Origin of the sequence: Bacteroides sp. D1 (assembly GCF_000157095.2) — a bacterium.
Classification (GTDB): Bacteria; Bacteroidota; Bacteroidia; order Bacteroidales; family Bacteroidaceae; genus Bacteroides; species Bacteroides xylanisolvens.
In genome coordinates this window covers 111,654-133,338 of the sequence record NZ_JH114333.1, presented here as the reverse complement: position 1 = coordinate 133,338, position 21,685 = coordinate 111,654, and the positions used below count along the sequence as shown (strand labels likewise).

Annotated in this window: 22 protein-coding genes and 1 tRNA gene; 11 read left to right on the top strand and 12 right to left on the bottom strand. The window is 39.0% G+C overall.

What is annotated here, in order from left to right; all coding sequences use genetic code 11:
- On the top strand, window positions 1–197 hold a 197-nt coding region (locus BSAG_RS25480; protein ID WP_008997395.1), incomplete at its 5' end, for a hypothetical protein.
- A 179-nt stretch (window positions 198–376) separates the two neighbouring features.
- Here BSAG_RS25480 and BSAG_RS16935 read toward each other — a convergent pair.
- The 5 genes from BSAG_RS16935 to BSAG_RS16955 all read right to left on the bottom strand — a co-directional run bounded on the left by BSAG_RS16935 (window position 377) and on the right by BSAG_RS16955 (window position 4,116).
- The gene (locus BSAG_RS16935) at window positions 377–1,024 is read right to left on the bottom strand and encodes a MarC family protein (RefSeq protein WP_004315217.1); all 648 of its coding nucleotides are present in this window, start codon (window positions 1,022–1,024) and stop codon (window positions 377–379) included.
- Window positions 1,025–1,085: 61 nt separating this feature from the next.
- Window positions 1,086–1,778, bottom strand: coding sequence for a YjjG family noncanonical pyrimidine nucleotidase (locus BSAG_RS16940; protein ID WP_004315218.1), 693 nt, complete (start codon window positions 1,776–1,778; stop codon window positions 1,086–1,088).
- A gap of 97 nt (window positions 1,779–1,875) precedes the next feature.
- Window positions 1,876–2,733, bottom strand: a complete 858-nt coding sequence (locus BSAG_RS16945) for a hypothetical protein (RefSeq protein ID WP_004315219.1) — start codon at window positions 2,731–2,733, stop codon at window positions 1,876–1,878.
- Window positions 2,734–2,766: 33 nt separating this feature from the next.
- Window positions 2,767–3,441, bottom strand: coding sequence for a 16S rRNA (cytidine(1402)-2'-O)-methyltransferase (rsmI, locus tag BSAG_RS16950; protein WP_004299177.1), 675 nt, complete (start codon window positions 3,439–3,441; stop codon window positions 2,767–2,769).
- Window positions 3,442–3,453: 12 nt separating this feature from the next.
- Window positions 3,454–4,116: a hypothetical protein gene (locus BSAG_RS16955; RefSeq protein ID WP_004315220.1), complete on the bottom strand. Its 663-nt coding sequence runs from the start codon at window positions 4,114–4,116 to the stop codon at window positions 3,454–3,456.
- A 140-nt stretch (window positions 4,117–4,256) separates the two neighbouring features.
- Here BSAG_RS16955 and BSAG_RS16960 point away from each other — a divergent pair, with 140 nt between their 5' ends.
- The 6 genes from BSAG_RS16960 to BSAG_RS16985 all read left to right on the top strand — a co-directional run bounded on the left by BSAG_RS16960 (window position 4,257) and on the right by BSAG_RS16985 (window position 10,494).
- Window positions 4,257–4,856, top strand: a complete 600-nt coding sequence (locus tag BSAG_RS16960; RefSeq protein ID WP_004299175.1) for a thymidine kinase — start codon at window positions 4,257–4,259, stop codon at window positions 4,854–4,856.
- Window positions 4,857–4,877: 21 nt separating this feature from the next.
- Entirely contained in the window at window positions 4,878–6,011 is a 1,134-nt protein-coding gene (locus tag BSAG_RS16965) for an AI-2E family transporter (protein WP_004315221.1), read from the top strand.
- 94 nt (window positions 6,012–6,105) lie between these two features.
- Window positions 6,106–6,178: transfer RNA gene (locus BSAG_RS16970), tRNA-Lys, on the top strand.
- Window positions 6,179–6,480: 302 nt separating this feature from the next.
- On the top strand, window positions 6,481–7,572 hold the full coding sequence (locus tag BSAG_RS16975) for a YhcG family protein (RefSeq protein WP_004315222.1): 1,092 nt from the start codon (window positions 6,481–6,483) through the stop codon (window positions 7,570–7,572).
- 14 nt (window positions 7,573–7,586) lie between these two features.
- Complete coding sequence (locus BSAG_RS16980; protein WP_008015896.1) at window positions 7,587–8,807, top strand: SIR2 family protein; 1,221 nt, start codon at window positions 7,587–7,589, stop codon at window positions 8,805–8,807.
- Complete coding sequence (locus tag BSAG_RS16985) at window positions 8,788–10,494, top strand: ATP-binding protein (protein ID WP_004315225.1); 1,707 nt, start codon at window positions 8,788–8,790, stop codon at window positions 10,492–10,494. The genes BSAG_RS16980 and BSAG_RS16985 overlap by 20 nt, the downstream gene beginning before the upstream one ends.
- 145 nt (window positions 10,495–10,639) lie before the next feature.
- Here the strand turns inward: BSAG_RS16985 and BSAG_RS16990 are convergent, their stop codons facing one another.
- The 3 genes from BSAG_RS16990 to BSAG_RS17000 all read right to left on the bottom strand — a co-directional run bounded on the left by BSAG_RS16990 (window position 10,640) and on the right by BSAG_RS17000 (window position 12,021).
- The gene (locus tag BSAG_RS16990) at window positions 10,640–11,041 is read right to left on the bottom strand and encodes a helix-turn-helix domain-containing protein (RefSeq protein ID WP_004315226.1); all 402 of its coding nucleotides are present in this window, start codon (window positions 11,039–11,041) and stop codon (window positions 10,640–10,642) included.
- Window positions 11,042–11,175: 134 nt separating this feature from the next.
- Window positions 11,176–11,586, bottom strand: a complete 411-nt coding sequence (locus BSAG_RS16995) for a helix-turn-helix domain-containing protein (protein WP_008770686.1) — start codon at window positions 11,584–11,586, stop codon at window positions 11,176–11,178.
- Between the two features lie 45 nt (window positions 11,587–11,631).
- Window positions 11,632–12,021: a helix-turn-helix domain-containing protein gene (locus BSAG_RS17000; protein WP_004315228.1), complete on the bottom strand. Its 390-nt coding sequence runs from the start codon at window positions 12,019–12,021 to the stop codon at window positions 11,632–11,634.
- A 332-nt stretch (window positions 12,022–12,353) separates the two neighbouring features.
- Here BSAG_RS17000 and BSAG_RS17005 point away from each other — a divergent pair, with 332 nt between their 5' ends.
- The 3 genes from BSAG_RS17005 to BSAG_RS17015 all read left to right on the top strand — a co-directional run bounded on the left by BSAG_RS17005 (window position 12,354) and on the right by BSAG_RS17015 (window position 18,024).
- Entirely contained in the window at window positions 12,354–15,440 is a 3,087-nt protein-coding gene (locus BSAG_RS17005) for a SusC/RagA family TonB-linked outer membrane protein (RefSeq protein ID WP_004315229.1), read from the top strand.
- A gap of 15 nt (window positions 15,441–15,455) precedes the next feature.
- The gene (locus tag BSAG_RS17010) at window positions 15,456–17,294 is read left to right on the top strand and encodes a RagB/SusD family nutrient uptake outer membrane protein (protein WP_004315230.1); all 1,839 of its coding nucleotides are present in this window, start codon (window positions 15,456–15,458) and stop codon (window positions 17,292–17,294) included.
- Window positions 17,295–17,538: 244 nt separating this feature from the next.
- Window positions 17,539–18,024 carry a flavodoxin domain-containing protein gene (locus BSAG_RS17015; RefSeq protein ID WP_004306452.1) on the top strand — a complete coding sequence of 162 codons (486 nt, stop codon included), beginning with the start codon at window positions 17,539–17,541 and terminating at the stop codon, window positions 18,022–18,024.
- A gap of 90 nt (window positions 18,025–18,114) precedes the next feature.
- Here BSAG_RS17015 and BSAG_RS17020 read toward each other — a convergent pair whose 3' ends face one another.
- Window positions 18,115–18,627 (bottom strand): GNAT family N-acetyltransferase, encoded by a 513-nt coding sequence (locus BSAG_RS17020; protein ID WP_004309086.1) that lies wholly within the window; start codon window positions 18,625–18,627, stop codon window positions 18,115–18,117.
- A 334-nt stretch (window positions 18,628–18,961) separates the two neighbouring features.
- Between BSAG_RS17020 and BSAG_RS17025 the strand changes: the two genes are divergently transcribed.
- The gene (locus BSAG_RS17025; protein ID WP_004309084.1) at window positions 18,962–19,327 is read left to right on the top strand and encodes a DUF6463 family protein; all 366 of its coding nucleotides are present in this window, start codon (window positions 18,962–18,964) and stop codon (window positions 19,325–19,327) included.
- Between the two features lie 54 nt (window positions 19,328–19,381).
- On the opposite strand, the gene BSAG_RS17030 is transcribed toward BSAG_RS17025, so the two are convergent.
- From BSAG_RS17030 to BSAG_RS17040, 3 genes are all read right to left on the bottom strand, one after another.
- Window positions 19,382–19,960, bottom strand: a complete 579-nt coding sequence (locus BSAG_RS17030; protein WP_004306443.1) for a DJ-1/PfpI family protein — start codon at window positions 19,958–19,960, stop codon at window positions 19,382–19,384.
- 82 nt (window positions 19,961–20,042) lie between these two features.
- Entirely contained in the window at window positions 20,043–20,897 is an 855-nt protein-coding gene (locus tag BSAG_RS17035) for a bifunctional helix-turn-helix domain-containing protein/methylated-DNA--[protein]-cysteine S-methyltransferase (protein ID WP_004306442.1), read from the bottom strand.
- Window positions 20,894–21,424 carry a methylated-DNA--[protein]-cysteine S-methyltransferase gene (locus BSAG_RS17040; protein ID WP_004306441.1) on the bottom strand — a complete coding sequence of 177 codons (531 nt, stop codon included), beginning with the start codon at window positions 21,422–21,424 and terminating at the stop codon, window positions 20,894–20,896. Before BSAG_RS17040 ends, BSAG_RS17035 begins: the two co-directional genes overlap by 4 nt.
- Window positions 21,425–21,685: the final 261 nt, after the last annotated feature.

The window sequence follows — 21,685 nt, the reverse complement described above, 5'->3', positions numbered from 1 at the left end:
AAAACGGAAGTACTTTGGATTTTCTTTGGGATACATACAGCCAATGCGGTATGTATGATAGAAAAGGTCGAAAAGAAAAAAAGAAAAGGCAGCATAATCTAACTAAAATAACAGGAAAAACAGGAGAGGTTTTAACTTCCCCTAAAAAAGACATGTACATAATGCATGGGTGGGAAGGAAAAAATAAGAATATGTAAACAATATTCTACAAAAAAGATAGAAGACTGGGAGAGTTGAACGAAAAAATCAAGAGAAAAGCTCACGTAAAGCAAAGCTTTTCTCTTGATTTTTTAGAAAGAGGAACATTTACTGAATATCCCTATATAGAATTCTAGAATTGACAAAGTAATATCCTTCTCTTGCTTATTTGAGAAGACTACCCCATCCCCTCTCTCACAATATCCACCAAAATCGGTTTCAATCCGCTGACGAAACATTCCACCGCAATCACCATCAGAATCAATCCCATGAGGCGCATCATCACATTGTTTCCCGTCTCGCCCAATACGTTTACCAATTTCGTAGAAGCCCGAAGAATAAAGAAAGTCAGCAGATAAATCAACGCAATAGTGCCTATCAGTATCCCTTTCATTTCATAAGAATGTGCATCCTGCATCAAGACAATAGCATTGGCGATCGCTCCGGGACCGCATAACATAGGAATACCAAGAGGAGTAATAGAAATATCATCCGCATACGTTTTGATTTCTTCATCTTTCAATTTCATCGGTGTATAGCGTGCCTGAAGCATATCAAAACCTATCTTGAAGATAATCACTCCACCGGCAATACGGAAACCATTGGTAGAGATACCAAAGAACTTGAAAAGAAACTGACCGGCAAAGACAAATACCATTAATGTGATAAACGAAACGATAGTGGCGCGACGTACGATAGACTGACGCTCCTTATCCGTCATACCATGAGTCATGGTAAGAAAGACAGGCATCGTTCCCAATGGATTGGTCAACGTGAAGAATGAAGTGAAACAAAGTAAGGCAAAAGGCAGAAGCGTACTATCCATGATTATATCGTATTTTATGCAAAATTAAAACGCAACAAAAATACGACTTAATCCAGAAAACCTATAATAAATCCATTAATTCTTTCAAGGAATGTATGTGATAAGTGGGAAGGAAAGGGAAAGTAGTCCGTTCCGTCACATTGTAAAAAGCCTGATGCATCCCTACTCCGTGCGCTCCGGTTATATCCGCTTCCCAACTGTCACCAATCATCAAGGATTCGCACAATTCGGATTGAGTGGCAGACAAGGCAAAATTGAATATCGCCGGCCAAGGCTTCAACACTCCGAGATCTTCCGAAAGAATCACTTTTTTGAAATACCTGTCCACTCCTGCCGACCGCATCTTGCATGATTGCAATTCACGGAATCCATTGGAAAGGATATAGAGGTTATATTTAGGAGCAAGATATTCCAATACCTCCTTTGCATGAGGCATTAAAGTACCTTTAGTGGGAATAATCGCGAAAAAATCTTTCGAGAACTGTTCGGCAAGCGCTTCATCTTCCACTCCCACAGCCTGTAAAGGATAAAAGAAACGTTGACGGTTCAATTCATCTTTCGTTATTTTTCCTTCGCCGTACTCAATCCAAAGTTCGGTATTTCTTTGTTGATAAAGGGTGTAATAATGATCGAACGAATCAAAATAGCGGTCGAACGAATATTTCTGATATACTTCTCCAAAAGTATCACGGGCATTTTGAGAGAAAGCCCAAATGGTATCATCAAGATCAAAAAAGAGATTTTTATATTTCATCAGTAGTTATACGTATAATAAGAAATAAAAAAGCCAATGTGCTAATTTCTTGAATCCAGGAATCAGCACATTGGCAATTCAAAAAGGGATGTCTACCTTATTTTACCTGGATAACCAAGTATCTGGATACACTCCAAAATTCAGTAGGATTAGTAATCTTCAATGTCAACTGGCCTTTGTCATCTTTTACCAATTCATAAGAACCAGTCGGATGAGTAGTCAATAACTCAGCACGTTTAGAGTACAGCTTGATTTCTTTTGTTGTACGAATATCGATTTGAGTGAAATAATCTTTATTGAAATCAGCGCTCTTCAAAACATCTCCGCTCTGAAGAATCTTTTGAGCTTTCAATTCAGATTTAGTACCGAATACAAACCAGGCAGCATTCAGGCTCTTTTCCTGTTCAGCAACGGTTTTAGCTTTCGCTTCGTTTTCTGCAGCTAGAGTTTCTTTTGCTACAGACAAATCGCTGACAGCAGCATCCAATTCTTGAATACGGATATTCTTGGAAGCCAGTTCTGTTTGCAGTTCCTCGATACGCTGTTGTTTAGCGTTCAATTCAGCAGTCAAAGCGGCTACAGCTTTTTTCATCTGTGCAGAATTGTACTTACTATTTTTCAACTGAGCTTCCAATTTTGCAATCTGAGCCTTGTTTTCTTCCATCTGCTTGGAAATGAATTCGATATCAGAAGCAATCTGTTGCTTGGCACTGGCAGAGTTTTCAGTGATGGTTCCACGTTGCAAGTCAACACGGCTTTCGGCAGCATTGATCTTACGGAAGCCTTCCTGAACTTCATTGAAAGTACCCATCATATCATCCAGTTCAGCATTGCGCTGGTTCAGTTCCATCAAAAGAGAATCATTTTCAGCTTTCAGGTCTTTACTTCCACCTTTAAAGCCATCACACGAAGCCAACATGGCTACGCATACAAATAAAACAGCTAACTTTTTCATACGTTTACGTTTTACGTTTTTTAATGAAATTATTTAATCATCTATTCCTGCTAATACTATCACAATCTCGCCCCGGGGTTCGGTAGCGGTAAAGTGTTCTATCAATTCAGCCAAACTGCCCCGAACTGTTTCTTCGTGGAGCTTGGATATTTCACGCGACACGGTTGCCTGACGTTCAGCACCGAAATATTCGGCAAACTGTGTTAACGTCTTCAACAGACGGTGGGGTGATTCATAAAACACCATCGTACGGTGTTCTTCCGCCAATGTCTTCAGTCGTGTCTGCCGTCCTTTCTTCTGGGGGAGAAACCCCTCGAAGCAGAACTTCTCGTTCGGCAATCCCGATGCAACGAGTGCCGGAACAAAAGCGGTTGCTCCCGGCAAGCACTGCACTTCAATGCCGTTGCGTACACACTCACGAACAACCAGAAATCCGGGATCGGAAATTCCAGGCGTTCCGGCATCCGAAATTAGTGCCACCGTTTCACCTGCCTTTATTCTATTAACAACACTTTCCACCGTTTTATGTTCATTAAATTTGTGGTGAGATTGCATTGCATTCTTTATTTCAAAGTGTTTCAGCAAAATACCGGAAGTACGTGTATCCTCCGCCAAAATCAGATCGACCTCTTTCAGGACTTTGATAGCCCGAAAAGTCATGTCCTCCAGATTCCCTACCGGCGTAGGCACCACATATAGCTTTCCCATCTTGTTTTTGTTTTATGCTGATTGATTAAAAAATTTCTTTAGTAGTTCCAGAAAGTCGTTCACCGCCTCCTTTTCTTCATTCAATTCGACTTTCGAGGACAGAAATGCGACTGCAGTCTTGTAGGAACTCATTACTGATATCTGTTCGATAACCCGATTCATCAAATCAGTGTCGCCTCCGAACAGTTCACGAGAAAAACGGAAAGAATCATTCAAGCTGATAGCATGTCGCAAGCCAGCAGACAGTTTGAGACTTTCTCCCAACACAGCCGATTTAGGTTCTTCCTCTTTCACAACAGTTTCAACGACAGGTTCCGCAACAATTGCCGGTTCCTCTTCTGCTATTACTACAGGGGTCTCTTCCGCAACAATAATCTCTTCTTCCTCATCTTCTTTCACAACAACAGATTCAAGAGATTGTATAATACTAGGTGAATCTACTTCAGACCCGGCAACTTCATCCTCCTCTCCCGCTGTCTCTTCCACAGCTGACGGAGAAATTACCTGAACAGCATCCACCTCCTGTTGCAGTTCGTCCAAACGTCCCTGCATCCGTGTAATGCTCCGCTTCAACAGTTCAGACAAAGTCGGAGTCGGCTCCTTGGTAAATGAATCCATGAGATACTTCAACTCATGAACATCCAACTCAATATCTGTTAATAGCTTCTGTTTCATGTCAGTCCATTGTTTATACGGTGCGAATGTAGGAATAATTTATGCAATAACTTAAAATAATGGATAATTTAACAGTTCTTGCACATTGAATTGCTTACCTTTGTCCACATATTTACTTAATCAAGAAAACACAAAATCTCATGGTATTATTTTCAGAAGACCACATACAGGAGACTAGAAGAAGAGGCCGGATCGAAGTAATCTGCGGTTCCATGTTCTCCGGAAAAACAGAGGAATTGATTCGTAGAATGAAGAGAGCGAAATTTGCGAAACAACGTGTAGAGATATTCAAACCAGCTATCGACACCCGTTATTCAGAAGAAGATGTAGTCTCTCACGACAGCCATTCTATCGCCTCCACTCCCATCGATTCGTCAGCCAGTATCCTACTCTTTACTTCCGAGATAGATGTAGTAGGCATTGACGAAGCACAGTTCTTCGACAGTGGTTTGATTGATGTATGCAACCAGCTCGCCAATAATGGAATCCGTGTTATCATTGCAGGGTTGGATATGGACTTCAAAGGAAATCCATTCGGACCAATGCCGCAATTGTGCGCCATTGCCGATGAAGTCTCCAAAGTTCATGCAATCTGTGTGAAATGTGGCCAGCTGGCTTCTTTCTCACATCGTACTGTCAAGAATGAGAAACAGGTTCTTTTAGGCGAAACAGCCGAATACGAGCCTCTGTGCAGGGAATGTTATCTCCGTGCACGAGGGGAAGATGAGCAGAAAGTATAAACTCTATAAAAGAAAAAGATTATGGAAAGGAAAAAGATAACATTCGACAGTTTTATACGCGGTTCTATCGGATGTGTGTTAGTTGTAGGAATATTAATGCTTGTAGAACGCCTTAGCGGAGTGTTATTACCTTTCTTTATTGCGTGGCTGATAGCTTATATGGTCTATCCATTAGTCAAATTCTTCCAGTATAAGCTACGATTGAAAAGCCGCATTATTTCCATCTTCTGTTCCTTATTCCTTATTACGGTTATCGGAGTCACTTTATTCTACCTATTAGTGCCGCCGATGATTTCGGAAATAGGCAGAATGAACGACTTGCTGGTGACTTACCTCACCAATGGAGCCGGAAACAATGTGCCTAAGAGTCTTTCTGAATTTATCCACGAAAATATCGATCTTCAAGCACTGAACCGTGTATTAAGTGAAGAGAATATCCTGGCGGCAATCAAGGATACCGTCCCCAGAGTGTGGACTTTGCTTGCAGAATCTCTCAACATTCTATTCAGCATTCTTGCCTCCTTCATTATATTATTATATGTAATCTTTATATTATTGGATTACGAAGCGATAGCTGAAGGATGGTTGCATCTGCTACCCAATAAATACCGTACGTTTGCCTCCAATCTGGTTCACGACGTACAGGATGGTATGAACAGATATTTCCGTGGACAGGCTTTGGTTGCTTTCTGCGTAGGTATTCTTTTCAGCATTGGTTTCCTGATTATCGATTTCCCCATGGCTATCGCTTTGGGACTTTTCATCGGAGCATTGAATATGGTTCCCTACTTGCAAATCATCGGTTTCCTGCCCACCATTCTATTGGCAATCCTCAAAGCTGCCGACACCGGACAGAATTTCTGGATTATCATTGCATGCGCATTAGCTGTCTTTGCAATCGTACAAATCATACAGGATACCTTCCTTGTCCCCAAAATCATGGGAAAGATTACCGGACTGAATCCTGCCATCATCCTTTTATCTCTTTCCATCTGGGGTTCATTAATGGGAATGCTCGGTATGATCATCGCCTTACCACTAACAACTTTAATGCTCTCCTACTACCAACGCTTTATTATCAACAAAGAAAAGATAAAATATGATGAAGCCGAAACTACTGATAATCAAGAAACAAGCCATAACGAGGAAAAATAATTGAAACTTTTTTCTACGGAATGCTTGCAAATTAAATAAAAGTAACTACCTTTGCACCCGCAATCAGGAAATAACTGATTCGCAAATAAGGATTGATTCGCTAGCTCAGCAGGTAGAGCACAACACTTTTAATGTTGGGGTCCTGGGTTCGAGCCCCAGGCGGATCACAGAAAACAAAAGAAAAATTAAGCAAATCCCTGATAATCAGACATTATCAGGGATTTCTTTTTTCTGACTGGTAGCAGAAAAATAGCCATTTCAAGCATATTATGGATCAGTTTGAAAATCTGGGGTAGCTATGGGATGCTTATGTTTATGAAATGTATAAGAGGGTAATAGTCTATTTTTTCAACCTTACAAAGTTTATATGTGTCTCCCAATCAGATAGGCATCCAAACCCAGCTAAAAGAACGTATTTCAAAAACATATTATCATATATTTATTTACCTTTGCAAAAAAACATAGTTACATGAAGGAGTATCCTATTAACGCAATAGATAATGAATATATAGAATGGCTAAAAGCCATCAAGCAGCAAATTCGTTCTAGCAAAATACGAATGATAAAAACAGTCAATACAGAGTTGATACACTTTTATTGGCGGTTGGGACAAATGATCTCTCAAAAGCTGAAAGAACAGAATTGGGGTGACAAGGTAATAAACAAACTTTCAGCAGACTTGCGTAATGAGTTCCCTGATATGCAAGGTTTTTCCCGCCAGAACCTATACTACAGTAAGAATTTTTATGAGTTCTACGCAGAGAAAATCCACATTTCATCCAATAATAAAATTGTCCCCCAAGTTGAGGGACAATTACAAGTGGTTGATAACTATAGAATTATCTTCGATATACCTTGGGGACATCAAAAGGTGATAATTAGCAAAGCCCAAAACATAGAAGAAGCATTATTTTATGCGCACCAAACCTTATCTAACAGTTGGAGTAGAAGTGTTTTAGAGAATCAGTTGAAGCAACAATTCTATGAGCATTACAGACAAGGACAAACAAACTTCTCGCAAACCTTGCCAGCCCTAACAGCAGATATGGCGCAGGAAGTAGTTAAAGACCCATATTGGTTTGATTTTGTGTCTGTATCGCAAAAAGCACGGGAACGAGATATAGAAAAGCAGCTTGTCACGCACATTACTCAATTTCTTCTTGAATTAGGTAAAGGATTTGCATTTGTAGGAGAACAATATTGTTTGAATCTGAACAACAAAGAATATTTTTGCGATCTATTGTTCTATCATATTCCTTTAAGAGCTTATGTCGTTATAGAGTTAAAGAATGGCAATTTCAAGCCGGAACATTTAGGACAGCTAAACTTCTATCAGAACCTAATCAATAACACCTTAAGAGGAGAATTTGACAATCCTACTATAGGAATGTTACTTTGTAGGGATAAGGATAGGATTGAAGTAGAATATGCATTGCAGAATATTTCATCACCGATTGGGGTTAGCGAGTTTAATGTTAGGGAATTACTACCTGAAAATCTAAAAAGTAAGCTACCAACAGTTGAGGAAGTTGAAGAGGAACTAAATAAATTTGTAAAATAACAAAGATTATCAATATGAAATACTTGTACATATCAAGAAATCAAAGCATTAGTTTTAATGAAGACTATTGGTACATTAATGGTATCGAACAAAAAAGACCTATTGAAGAGACTAGAACAACTGAAGAGTTAGCAAAAAATTGTACAAAACAATATATGAAAAATGTATTGACCAATTTATTTTCTCACTTTAAACATATAGCGATATTAACAGCAGCAGGTACTTCTATGGACAATGGAGAACATAGAGGAAAAACAAGAGATGGGTTATGGAGAGAATGCCGCGATGACATTAAAGCAATAATACGAGAGTTACACAAAAAACAAGCTTGTTCTAACAAAATGAAAGCTATTGTTAGAGAGAAAAATATTGAAGATTTTCTTTCCTATCTTATTTTGTTTGAGAAAATAAGTGATGTTATAAAAGATAGTACAGGAAACAGTCTAAAGGAAAGTATCGAAAAAAAAATAGCAAATGCGTGCAATCTAGAGCTTGATAAAAGTAATAAACATCATGGGGAATTCTTAAACAAACTTGTTGCTCGAAAACCTAGCGATCCTCGAGTACAGCTTTTCACAACCAACTATGACACTCTTTTTGAACAAGCAGCAAAAAAAAGAGGATTTACAATAATTGATGGATTTTCTTTTTCATTCCCTAGATATTTTGCAGGAAAGAACTTTGATTATGACATTGTTTATAGAGAGAAAACAAGACTAAAACAAGAAGAAAGTTTTGTTCCTAATATTTTTCATTTATATAAATTACATGGAAGCATTGATTGGGAGAAAGACGAGAATGGAATTATACAGCAAACAGAGAAAACACAGAAACCTTGTATCATTTATCCAGCAAGCGAGAAATATGAAAGCTCATATGAACAACCTTATTTTGAAATGATGGCTCGATTCCAGCAAACTTTACGACAAGAAAGTACCCTCTTGATTGTTATAGGTTTCGGATTTCAAGATAAACATATTCAAAACGTTATTAAAGAAGCTGTTTTTCAAAACCCCAATTTCCATTTAGTTATCATAAATTATAACAAAAATAATAATAGCGAAACAGGGATTATGCCTAATTTATTACCTGATTACATAGATCTTAATATGAGTACAGAATCAAATGTAAGTGTCATCTTTTCGACATTTAAAGATTTTGTTGAAGCATTCCCTATCAATCAATCATACTACAAATCAGAAAGACTAGAAGATAATGGAACCATTCAACCATAACAAATTTTTAGGATATGTAAGTGAGGTCACTCCCCAGTTCGTTAAAATACAATTCCCTACCGCCAATTTATTGCAATCGTTTTACCATGATGGGAATATATATGCAGGTGGGAACGTTGGCTGTTTTGTCGTCATTGAAGGAGCTGAATATGGTTTCCTTGGAAGAATCATCGAACTTAATCTTCCTCAAGGGGAACGTACAGAAATAACAGAAAAGACTATACACGAAACAAACACAGACTTTCATCCTATTGGTAAAATAGAACTTCTAGTCGTATTCAACGTATACAATCCTTTAAAAATAGAAAAAACAATATCCAAATATCCAGCAATAGGTTCAAAAATATATTCTTGTTCAGATGAACAAATAAGTAATTACATTGCAACTTTTGGATCTAAAAGTGACAATCAGGGCAGTGAACCTTTTTCTCAAATTGGCAAACTCACATCTAATAATGCGATATGTAACATTTCATTAAATTCACTATTTGGAAGACACTGTGCAGTTGTAGGAACTACTGGTGGCGGAAAAAGCTGGACAGTTGCAAAACTGTTAGAAATGATGAATGAGCATACAAGTAACAACATTATTCTAATTGACGCTACAGGCGAATATGCAAATACAAGCGATGAAGTTACTTCTGTCGAATTAGGGGATGGAGAGTATATATTTGATTATACCCGTTTAACAATAGATGAGCTATATTATTTATTAAAACCATCATCTAAAACACAAGTGCCTAAATTAATGGATGCCATACGGTCACTTAAAATTGCAAAATTATCATCTGGAAATAACTTGGAGGGCATAATCGAAAATGGGATGGTTAGAAAATCTGGAAATAATAAAAGGCCTTATGAGGCTTTCTATTATAGAAATATAACTGCCATTGAAGACAAATACTGTGATTTCAATTTTGAATTATTACCTAGACAAATAACATCTGAATGCATATGGGATACTGATAAAAATGACGTTAATAAATGGGGAGGTAGAAATGAAACAGATGTATCAAATTGTATTAGTTTGATTTCAAGAGTTAATAATCTATTATGTACAGAGGAGTATAACAAAATATTTGGATTTAGAAAAAGTGCTTTAAATGCTCCTAAAGATTTGATCCACGTTATTGATGATTACATTAATAATAAAAAAGGGATTCTACGTTTTGATTTTTCTAATGTAAGTTTCGACTACCAAGTTCGAGAAATATTGGTCAATGCGATTGGAAAATACTTACTAAACAATGCAAGGGAGGGAAAATTCAAGAACGATCCAGTAGTGATATTTATAGATGAAGCCCATCAATTTTTAAATAAATCAATAAAAGATGAATATTTTGATGCTAAACCTTTAGACTCATTTGAACTTATTTCAAAAGAGGCTCGTAAATATGGGCTTTTTTTATGTATTGCAACTCAAATGCCACGAGATATCCCATTAGGGACATTAAGCCAAATGGGGACTTTCATCGTCCATCGTCTCATAAATGACCAAGACAAAAAAGCTATAGAGAGTGCAGCTTCATCTGCAAACAAGAATATATTATCTTTTTTACCTATTTTGGGAGAAGGAGAAGCTTTATTGGTTGGAGTGGATTTCCCAATGCCCTTATTAATAAAAATAGATGCTCCCAATACAAAACCAAATTCACAAACTCCTAGATTTACAATAAAAGACAAGTGAATTTTAGGTCGAGAGGTCTGGGGCTTTTGTACTGTGAACGTTACGTCATAATGCAACAAACTAAAAAAATAGTATCCAAACTTCTTGAACTAAAAAGAGTTTGGATACCTCAATATTTACAGTGAAAAATACTATTTATAAAGTCTCACTTATTTTTGAGTAATTCGATTTTCTCTCTCTCACTTTGCAACAAGCGTTCATACAATTCAATTATTTTATCAACTGGATTAATTTGTTGAGAGGTAACATGAACTGCTGCTATTGCTCCCGGAGAAATAGTAGCATCTTTATAGCTATTGATATTGTATATAGCTCTTTCAACATCAAAATCCTTAATTACCTCCGCAGAAATACCTAACACAGAGGCAATCTTATTCAAAAGTCCTTCCTCTATCTCCGATTCCTTCTCTATCTTTGAAATGACATTTTGACTTACTCCAAGATCAGCCGCCAAAGCTTCTTGCTTCATACCCAAATATACACGAATCTTTTGTATATTGCGTCCGATATGTCTCCGGTTCATTATGTCTTTTACATCATTATCCATATCATTATTTCTTTAAGTGATTACATTGCGACAAAGATAATGAAAATCAATTCAGAACAAATTATAGCTATCTCTATTTTTCGCAACTATAAATCGCAACTTGATATTTATTACAGAAAAAGTAGTAACCTTGGTTATTTATCATCTTTACTGTTCTCTTTATTGTATTTCTCTCTTTCTATTTTTAACAATTCCTCAAATAGTTTGACGGCTTGCTCCATTGAAAAGTGATTAATATTCTCAAGATTCGAGATTGTGCCAATATTGGTAGCAGTTGCATTTGAATTCTCATAAAAGTTATTTGTGTAGTACAGCACAGTTTCTTCAGTAAACTTTTTTAAGCCTTCTTCTGTAACACCCAAAGCATCCGCAACCCGTTTAATTCTTTCATCCTCAATCTTTTCAGACTGTTCCATCTTGGACACGGCTTGTTTTGTAATTCCCAATAAATCACCTAGATCAGTTTGAGTCATCCCACGAAGACGGCGAATCCTCTCTATTTTTCGACCTATGTGTGTAGCATTCGTATTAATTTCATTTTCCATAATGATGAATTCATTTCTAAGTCTGATAAACAGAACAATTAATAATCACTTATTTTTAAGCAACTCTATTTTTTCTCTTTCACTTTGCAACAAACGTTCATACAATTCAATTATTTTATCAACTGGATTAAACTGCTGCGCAATTGATGTAGAGCCTTGTTCAAAAGTATTATCTCTAATATTATTGATGTTATAAATAGCCTTTTCCACATCGAAATCTTTAATCACCTCTGCCGAAATTCCCAGTGCAGAAGCAAGCTGATTCAAAAGTCCCTCTTCTATCTCCGGCTCCTTCTCAATCTTCGAAATGATATTTTGGCTAACGCCAAGATCAGCAGCCAAAGCTTCCTGCTTCATACCCAAATATACACGAATCCTTTGTATATTGCGTCCGATATGTCTTCGATTCGTTATATTTTTTACTTCATTATCCATGTCATTGTTTTTTAGTGAATACGTCGAGACAAAGATAATGAAAATCAACTCAGAACAAATAAAAGTCAACTTTATTTTTTTCAATCCCCAGTTCTATATGCATAATTTTGCCCTGTCAGTTTTTTTACTGACATGAATCGTGGCGCCACATTCAAAACAGTAACAGAATAATGTTCAATTGGCATTGACATTCTGAACAATCATCATTTAACCAATAAAATCTAATAGCCTATGGGGTAAGTAAAGTCATTACAGTCGAAATATAGCTTTAAATCATCCTGAAATTTAGCTATCCAAAAACAAATTAGTAAACATACAATTAAACAAAAAGCATGAAATCATTTTCTGATAAAACAAACATAGGGGAGAATAATCCCCTAAAGACTGTTTATAGAATGTATTTTTACCTATTATTCTTATTAATAGGTTCATTATCGATACTTGGATCAACACGGGCTTATTGCCAACAGAGTAGAACGATATCGGGTATAGTGAAAAGCTCTCAAGGAGAGACGATTATCGGAGCGAATATCGTTGAAAAAGGTACCAGCAACGGGACGATTACGAATGTAGACGGACTGTTCACACTGCACGTATCGCCCAATGCAGTATTAAAGGTATCTTATATGGGATACACGGAGCAGGAAGTCAATACACGCAACAAGAACAAGCTGGAAATCATACTGACGGAAGATGCCAGACTGATTGATGAAGTAGTGGTGGTAGGATATGGATCGGTCAAAAAACGGGATTTGACGGGGGCAGTCACCTCCGTCAAAAGTGCGGAAGTACTGGCCGCCCCTACCAATAATGTAATGGAAGCCCTTCAAGGCAAGATACCCGGAATGGATATCACCAAAACTTCGGGACAGGTAGGAGGTGATGTCACTATCCTGTTACGTGGTACACGATCTATTTATGGCAGCAACGAACCGTTGTTCATTATCGATGGAATCCCCGGCAGTTATAGCCAGGTCAGCCCGTCAGACATCGAGAGTGTAGATGTATTGAAAGATGCTTCTTCCACCGCCATTTATGGTTCCGCAGGAGCAAACGGCGTTGTCATCATCACCACCAAAAGAGGAAAAGAGGGAAAAGTGACCGTAAACTTCGATGCTTATTACGGATTCAGCGGTTCACCCAACTACAGACATGGGATGACGCGGGATGAATGGGTCACCTACCAGCAAGAAGCCTATAAATATAAAAACGGTGACTATCCTACCGATATGTCTGCCCTACTAGGGAAACAGGATTTTATAGATGCATACAACGACGGCAAATGGATAGACTGGATAGATGAAGTGTCGGGTAACACGGCTACCACACAGAAATACAGTCTTTCGGTCAGCAGTGGCACTGAAAAGACAAAATTATTTGCTTCGACTTCCTACAACCGGGAAGAAGGTTTACTTAATAACGAAAATCTGAACAGATATTCGTTACGCCTCAACCTGGATCAACAGATATTTTCATGGGCAAAGGTGGGCTTTACCTCCAATTTAGTCTACCGGGACTTGAACTCCGGTGTGAAAAACACATTCACCAAATCTCTCTCCGCCATCCCGTTGGGTGATGCATCTACCGAAAAAGGGGAGATCAATCACGAATACATCACGGGACAATATTCCCCGATGAGTGATTTTATAGAGAATCAGTATGTAGACAACACACGTTCTACCTACCTGAATATGAGCGGCTATGTCGAACTAACTCCCGTCAAAGACCTGACTTTTACCAGTCGTGTCAATGGTACGTTGAATCACTCACGCCGCGGGCAATACTGGGGAGAGAAGTGCAATGCCAACCGTCCGTCTTATGCAGGTTCACCGCATGCTTCCATCACCAACAACAATGCCTGGAATTACACTTGGGAAAATATTCTCGCATACAACACAACCATCGCCAAAGACCATAATCTGGGAGGTTCACTGATTACTTCCTGGAATAAGAACCAGTCGGAAAGTAGCATGGCTGCCGCCAGCGGTCAGATGGTAGATCAATGGTCTTTCTGGCGACTGACATCGGGCACTTCCCAACATGTAGAATCCGACTTCGCACAGACGCAGAAAATGTCTTTTGCCTTCCGTCTGAACTATTCATACAAAGGCAAATATCTATTTAATTTCTCTACGCGGTGGGACGGTGTTTCACAATTCTCCACCGGACATAAATGGGATGCTTTCCCCGCAGGCGCACTGGCGTGGAGAATATCGGACGAGGCATTTATGGAAAAGACACGTAGTTGGCTGGACAACCTGAAGTTGAGAGTGAGCTACGGCATCACGGGTAACTCGGGAGGAACCACCGCATACAGCACCACAACACAAGCATACGTATATACCGCTTCGGGAATTTCCATTAATGGGAAGATTGTTCCTTTCACGCAATACTCCGGTACCTACGGTAGTTCCGATCTCGGCTGGGAGAAGTCATACAACTGGAATGTGGGGTTGGATTTCGGTATCCTGAACGGTCGCATTGACGGATCGGTAGAATGGTTCAAGACAACCACCAAAGGATTATTATTCAAACGTACATTGCCCATCACCAGCGGTCTGACCGGATGGGGATCGCCTCTGGCCATCTGGCAGAACATCGCCCAGACCAGTAACCAAGGTATGGAAGCAACGATCACTTCGCACAACATACGGCATAAAGATTTCACCTGGAACACCACTTTATCCGTCACCTGGAACAAGGAACAAATAGACGATCTGCCTGACGGTGATCTGATCGCCGAAAACCTGTTTGTCGGTGAACCGATTAAAGCTATTTACGGATATAAATATGCCGGAATCTGGGGAACCGATACTCCGCAGGAGACATTGGATGCCTACGGCGTAAAACCCGGATTCATCAAGATAGAAACCTTAGACCAGAAAGGCGATGGAGGTGTGCATAAATACAGTACGGAAGACCGGCAAATTCTAGGACATTCCAATCCGGACTGGATCATCGGATTCAGCAATTCCTTCACCTACAAGAATTTTGATTTATCCGTCTTTGCCATGGCGCGTTACGGACAGACAATCAACAGTGACCTGCTCGGTTATTATACCGCCGAACAGAGCGTAACCAAGAACCAACTGGCAGGCGTAGACTACTGGACAGAGGATAATCAAGGAGCCTATTTCCCCCGTCCCGGAACGGGAGACGAACAAAAAACCGTATATCCTTCATTAAGAGTGCGCGATGGCTCCTTCATTAAGATTAAAAATATCACGCTGGGATATACACTACCCGTCAATATTTCCCGCAAAGTTTTAATGGAGAAATGCCGTATTTATGCCACAGCCTACAATCCGTTCATCTTCGTAAAAGATAAGCAGTTGAAAGATACTGATCCCGAAACCAACGGTTCGGATGCATTTCCTACCTACCGGCAATTTGTTTTTGGCGTTAATTTGACATTCTAACAAAAGATTATAATCATGAAAAGGATATATATAAAATTCATATTTTGCAGTGTGCTGTTCTCGGCCTTATCTCTACATTCCTGCACCTTGGAGGAATACAACCCGGGCGCATTTACCAAAGAGGCTTTGGCTACTTCCATCGATGGATATGAAACCCTGATTAACCAGTGTTATTTTGCTATGGAAAGGTTTTACTACGGTTCTGCGGACTGGATGTCACTGACTGAAGGCGACACCGATCTTTGGACGTATAAAGCCAACGAATCAACAAGTTACACACAGTGGTTCTGGTTTTTCGCAGGAACATCACCCAATACGACTTACACCAATAATTGGTGGAACGGGACGTACGACGGTGTGGGAGCCTGTAACGAAGCTATCGCATTAGGAGACAAACCTCCCTACACCACGGAAGAGGAGCGGAATGCCAAGATTGCGGAAGCCCGTTTTCTTAGAGCTGTCTATTATTTCAATGCAGTGGAACAATTCGGAGCAGTGACGATGCTCACAGAACCGATAACAGCGGAAACACTGACTTACTCCCCCACCCGCACCGATCCGATGACTATCTATCAGGAAGTAATCCTGCCCGATTTAAGATTCGCATCCGAATGGTTGCCAACAGGTACGCATGCAACTACTACCACCCCGACGAAGAAAGCCGCTCTCGGTTTTCTGGCTAAAGCCTGCTTGCAGACGTACGAATATGGAAGCACCGAATATTTGCAGGAAGCTCTGGATACAGCCAAGAAATTGATTACCGATTGCGAAACCGGCGGTGGGAAATACAATACGTATATGTATCCATCGTATAGCGAAGTGTTTAAAGAGAGCAATAACTGGGAAAACAAGGAAGCTCTCTGGAAACATCGCTGGTATGCAGGAGCAGACGGTCACGGATCAAGCAACGGAAATTACAAGCTAAATCGCAACGATGAGTATTTCTTATGCAATATCAATAAGTTCGGTGCTCGTGAAGATAATCAGGAAACACGTCTTACTTGGGAAGGCTCAATTACCGGTATCTTTATGCCCACACAGCATTTATTGAGTTTATATGTACAGAAAGACGGAACATTGGACCCCAGATTTCATGAATCGTTCACTACAGAGTGGAACGCGAACAAGAATTACACGTGGGATGAAAGTGCCGTCCACATGTATGACAAGGAAGAAACCGTCATTGGCAAAGCTCTGAATAAAGGTGATTTAGCCATTAAATTCATCATGCCGCAGGACATCGATTATGCGACAGAGAAACAAAAAGAACACATTTCTGATTATTTGCTAATTGATTATCATCATGTATATAGTGATGACAATAATAATGTGAACATGAATTATGCTTATACAAACGTCACTGGCAATTACAAAAATGACGGCACAAATGAGAACCAATTCCGCTACTATTATCCATCACTGAATAAGCATAACAGCAGCAATTATTATGTAGCCAATGCTTCCAAACAGAGAAACGGTAATCTGAATGCAACGTTTATCATGCGCATGGCAGAAGTTTATTTGATTGCGGCAGAAGCTGATATTTACCTGAATGGTGGTGCGAATGCAGCCGGTTATATCAACAAGGTTCGTGAACGTGCCGGAGCAAATCCGCTTACAGGGAGTATTACAGTACGAGATATCTTAGACGAAAGAGGCCGTGAACTTTGCGGAGAATATTGCCGCTTCTACGACTTGAAACGGACAGGAATGTTTAAGAACTCGGAGTATCTGGAGAATACTCATCCGGACTTAGCACAATTCTTTCACCCGAATTATGCATTACGTCCCATTTCAACTACATTTACTGCAACAATCACCAATGGCAGCGAGTATCAAAATCCGGGATATTAAGTAGGAATTTCAATATGTACAGGTATTATGGAATCAATCTTGGCACCTGTACATTAATTATATATTAAGAAATGCTCCCTATCTCGTTTTGAGATGGGGAACATACTTTTCAAATATGAGAAAAACAAGATATAGATTAATTATATCGAAAACTGTTTGCTAGTCAGAATAAAGTCTCTACCTTTACAAAGGATAACCATGTCACTTATTAGTGGCTATTTAAAACCGCTTATGCCTGTTGAAAATGAAAACAGCTATCATATATTATTCAAAACATGGAACTACCGAGCGAGTAACACACCTTATCGGAGAAAAGTTGACTAATAAAGTTGACTACATCTCATTAAAAGAGTGTCCGAGACCTGATATTCGAACTTACGATCGAATAATTCTCGGAACAGCCATTTATGCGGGCTCTCCAAACCGAAAAATTACTCAATTCTGTCACAATAATCAACTGTTATTAGAGCAAAAAGTAATAGGGTTATTCATCTGTTGTATGAACGAAGAGCAAGAAGCGGAAGAAATGAATAAGGCTTTCCCGGAGTTCTTGCAGAGATTATCGATTCCCAAAGCCATTTTAGGTGGCGAGTTTCAGTTTGACAAAATGAATTTCATCGAAAGATTTTTGACGAAGAAAATAGCGAAAGTAAATTCTTCCGTTTCGAAGCTGAGATATGATGCTATAAATGAGTTTACAAGTCAGATAAAAGATAATCATTTATGGTAACTTCTTGAGTTATCTATTGAGCAACTTTGTATTCAAATAATAAATAGAATGGCCGTATAAGAAAACTTCTTTCAAAAGAAGTTTTCTTATCTATTTAAGACAATACCTATAATCGCAATCTTTTACTTTTACGAATCCATTACTTAACAATGTTCTTATGGATAAAACATTAGCCTCATCAGGGTCAGCCAATATCTCTTTCCCTCCTATTTCGGCAATTTCCCCGATCAGCTTCTTTACAATAATCTTCCCGATGCCCTTACCCAAATATTCCTCTTCGCCTATGAGATAACCTATTTCAAAGACTGTCTCTTTCTCATCGACAGTTTTTCCGTAATGTTCCGGTATATATTCTTTTTCAAAATAACAATCCAAGTATAAACAAAAGCCAATGGCTTTATCATTATAATAAACAATGAAATGTTTCATATAATGATATTGGGTATTTCTATTATTTACCTCATCCAACCAAGCCATTTTATGTTCTTCTCCGTCAGGGCAGAACCATTTATAAATATATTCTTTAGCCAACCATTTACTGAAAATGTCTACATCCTTATCACGCAAAGGCTTTATTGTGATCTTATCATTCTTAATATCCATACTTTTTTGTGGTGAGACGCCAGCCTCTTTTATAAACTCCATAAATCCAACTATCTGAAATACAAAGATATAATTTTCAATACAATAAAGAAGAACTAAAGGATATTTATAAAGCAACTCATGTCCACAGATATCACAACAAGAAAACGAATGACCAAGTATAAAGAATCTAAAACAAACACAAATGTCGAAATCATACGTTGGGAATCGTACATGATTACTTATATTTGCGTTATCGAGCAACTTATTAAGAACCGGATGATATGTTAAAACGGATTAAATTTCAAATTCTGTAGAAGTGTACATCCCAATAAAATACTAAAAAGGCAAGAACATGAAACTTTGGAAATATAGTGGAACACTTTTAACAGCAACAGGAGTCATTCATACCATTTATGCGTTATTTCTTGGAAAAGAAGCTTTTACGGAAATGCTTAACAATGGATTAATAGACTCTATTGGAGAAAATCATAACCTGGGCTTTGCTTTCTGGTTCCTAATCTGCGGAATAATACTTATTCTTTGGGGAGAGACACTTCAATACTATATCAGAAAAGAACAAAAACCGGCACCTTTATTTTTAGGTTACTTCATTCTACTGTTCACCATAATCGGTTGCATAGTCGAACCAATATCCGGTTTCTGGCTTTTCTTACCGCAAGCACTTATTATTATTTATTCAAACATGAAAAAGCAGTGAGAAGCATCATCCATAGCGAACTCAAAACCGAGTGCAGTGCTTAAATGCAACTTATTAAAATCCCATAGCATCTTTCACTAAAACCATTTCTTTATGAGAGGTCAACTTCTCTAATAAAAGCAATGCAACCCCGTATGATGTTTGAGGACAATAAGAAGTTATGATATTATCATCCACCACGATGGGAGAATTTACGATAGTTGCTCCAAATCCCTGAAGCACTTTCTGTTTATGAGCACCTCTAAGATGATAAGTTGTTGCTTTCCGACCGTTCAACACTCCACTTTTCCCAACAGGCAAAGCTCCCACGCAGACTGTTGCGATCCATTTCTTTTGTGAGTCAAACAGTCGTATCAATTCCAGAAGTTGTTCATTATATGCCTCCTCATAGAATCCGAATTCTTCAAATCCGCCGGGTATCGCAAGCGCGTCATATTCATCTGCAGACACTTCATCCATGACTTTATCCACCAAAACAGGAACATTGAAAGAACTAATCACTTTTTGATTCAAGCCACAGGTCACAACATCTATTTTACAATCAAAATCCGTCTTTGCCCATCCCATAACATCTATAAAAGCACTAAACTCAATCGTTTCAAACCCTTTAGCAAGGAATACCAATAATTTCATAATCAAATTAGTTATATATTAATAATATAAGAAACAGCATTGCACTAAAAAGAATGTGAACTAAAATCACCTTCATTCTTTCCTATAATCCCCTCTTTACCTCACCTTTTGCAGCCTCCCAACCAATCATTGCAGTCTTGCGAATCTCTCCCCAATGGTAATTTCCCAACTCACCGGAAGCACGAATGACCCGATGACACGGAATAAGGAAAGCTACGGGATTCTCACCGACAGCCGTTCCAACAGCCCGGCAAGCTCTCGGATTATTGATTCCTACGGCTATATCTCCGTAAGTAGTCAAGCCACCGACAGGAATTTTCAGTAAGGTTTCCCATACCTTTAGCTGAAAGTCAGTACCTTTCAGATGCAATTTTATTTCTTTGAGTTTACTCCAGTCCTGCGTGAAGATAAATAAAGCATTTTGCTGCACTTCATCCACAATCGAGGTAAACTTTGCATTAGGAAACTTCTTCCGTAAAGAGTTAAAAGCCGCGTCATGTTCGTCTGCAAACTCCATACAACAAATACCTTTATCGGTAGACGCAATGAAGATTTCACCGAAAGGACTTTTGGCAAAACTGTAATTGATAGAAAGACTTTCACCTCCGTTTTTATATTCGCCCGGCGTCATCCCTTCTATATTTACAAACAAGTCATACAATCTGCCCGTACCGGAAAGCCCTGTTTCCTGTGCCGCATCGAATAAAGACGCATGAGTTTCATTCAAGATTCTCTTGGCATATTCAATACTAGTATATTGCAAGAACTTCTTAGGGCTAATTCCCGCCCACTCCGTAAACATACGTTGGAAATGCGCCGTACTCAACGCCACCTCCCCGGCAATCTCATCCAATCCCGGTTGCCTTTTAAAATTCTCCCTTATATACCCGATTGCCTGTGCAATGCGTGCATAGTCAAGCGTTTTTTGCTCATTCATAACAGAGGTTTGCCATTTAATTCCAAATCCAGCAACCGCTTTTTAGCAGGAAGCCCGCCACCATATCCCACAAGAGAGTGGTTGCTGCCGATGACACGATGGCACGGAGCAAAAATAGAAATAGCGTTCGCCCCGTTAGCGGCAGCAACAGCACGGACAGCTTTCGGCAAATCGAGTTGTTTTGCCAGCTCACCGTATGACACAGTCGAACCGTATGGAATCTCCAACAACTTATACCATACACTCTTCTGAAACTCCGTACCAACAAAAAGCAAAGGCACCTCAAACACAGTCCGCTCGCCATTGAAATATTCATCCAACTGGCTCATCGCCTCCAGTATCACATCTGATGTACTTTTCTCATAACCAGCTTTCAGCACTTTCCGCAATCTCCTGTCTACGATATCCCTATGACTTTCAGCCGCCCAGTCACAAAGACAAAGCTTATCCTCAAACGAGCCAAGCATCAAATCACCACAAGGAGAATGATAACGCTGTATCTTAATTACATTCGTTTTATCTTCCATACTTCCAAAGATACGTTTATTATATTTACAGTTGAAATAACAGCTAATAATATTTTCGTTTTTACACTCGCACTCTCATTTCCAATGCCGCAAAATTACTACACGCATCACTGATAAACGACCCGAAAATTGCTGTTTTTACGTAGAAAAGACAATCCCCCTCCCACTCCTCCATACAATCAATCGTTCTCAATATACTTTATCACCCGGCAAGGACTGCCGACCGCCACACAATTCTTTACCATCCGATTCAATATCCAA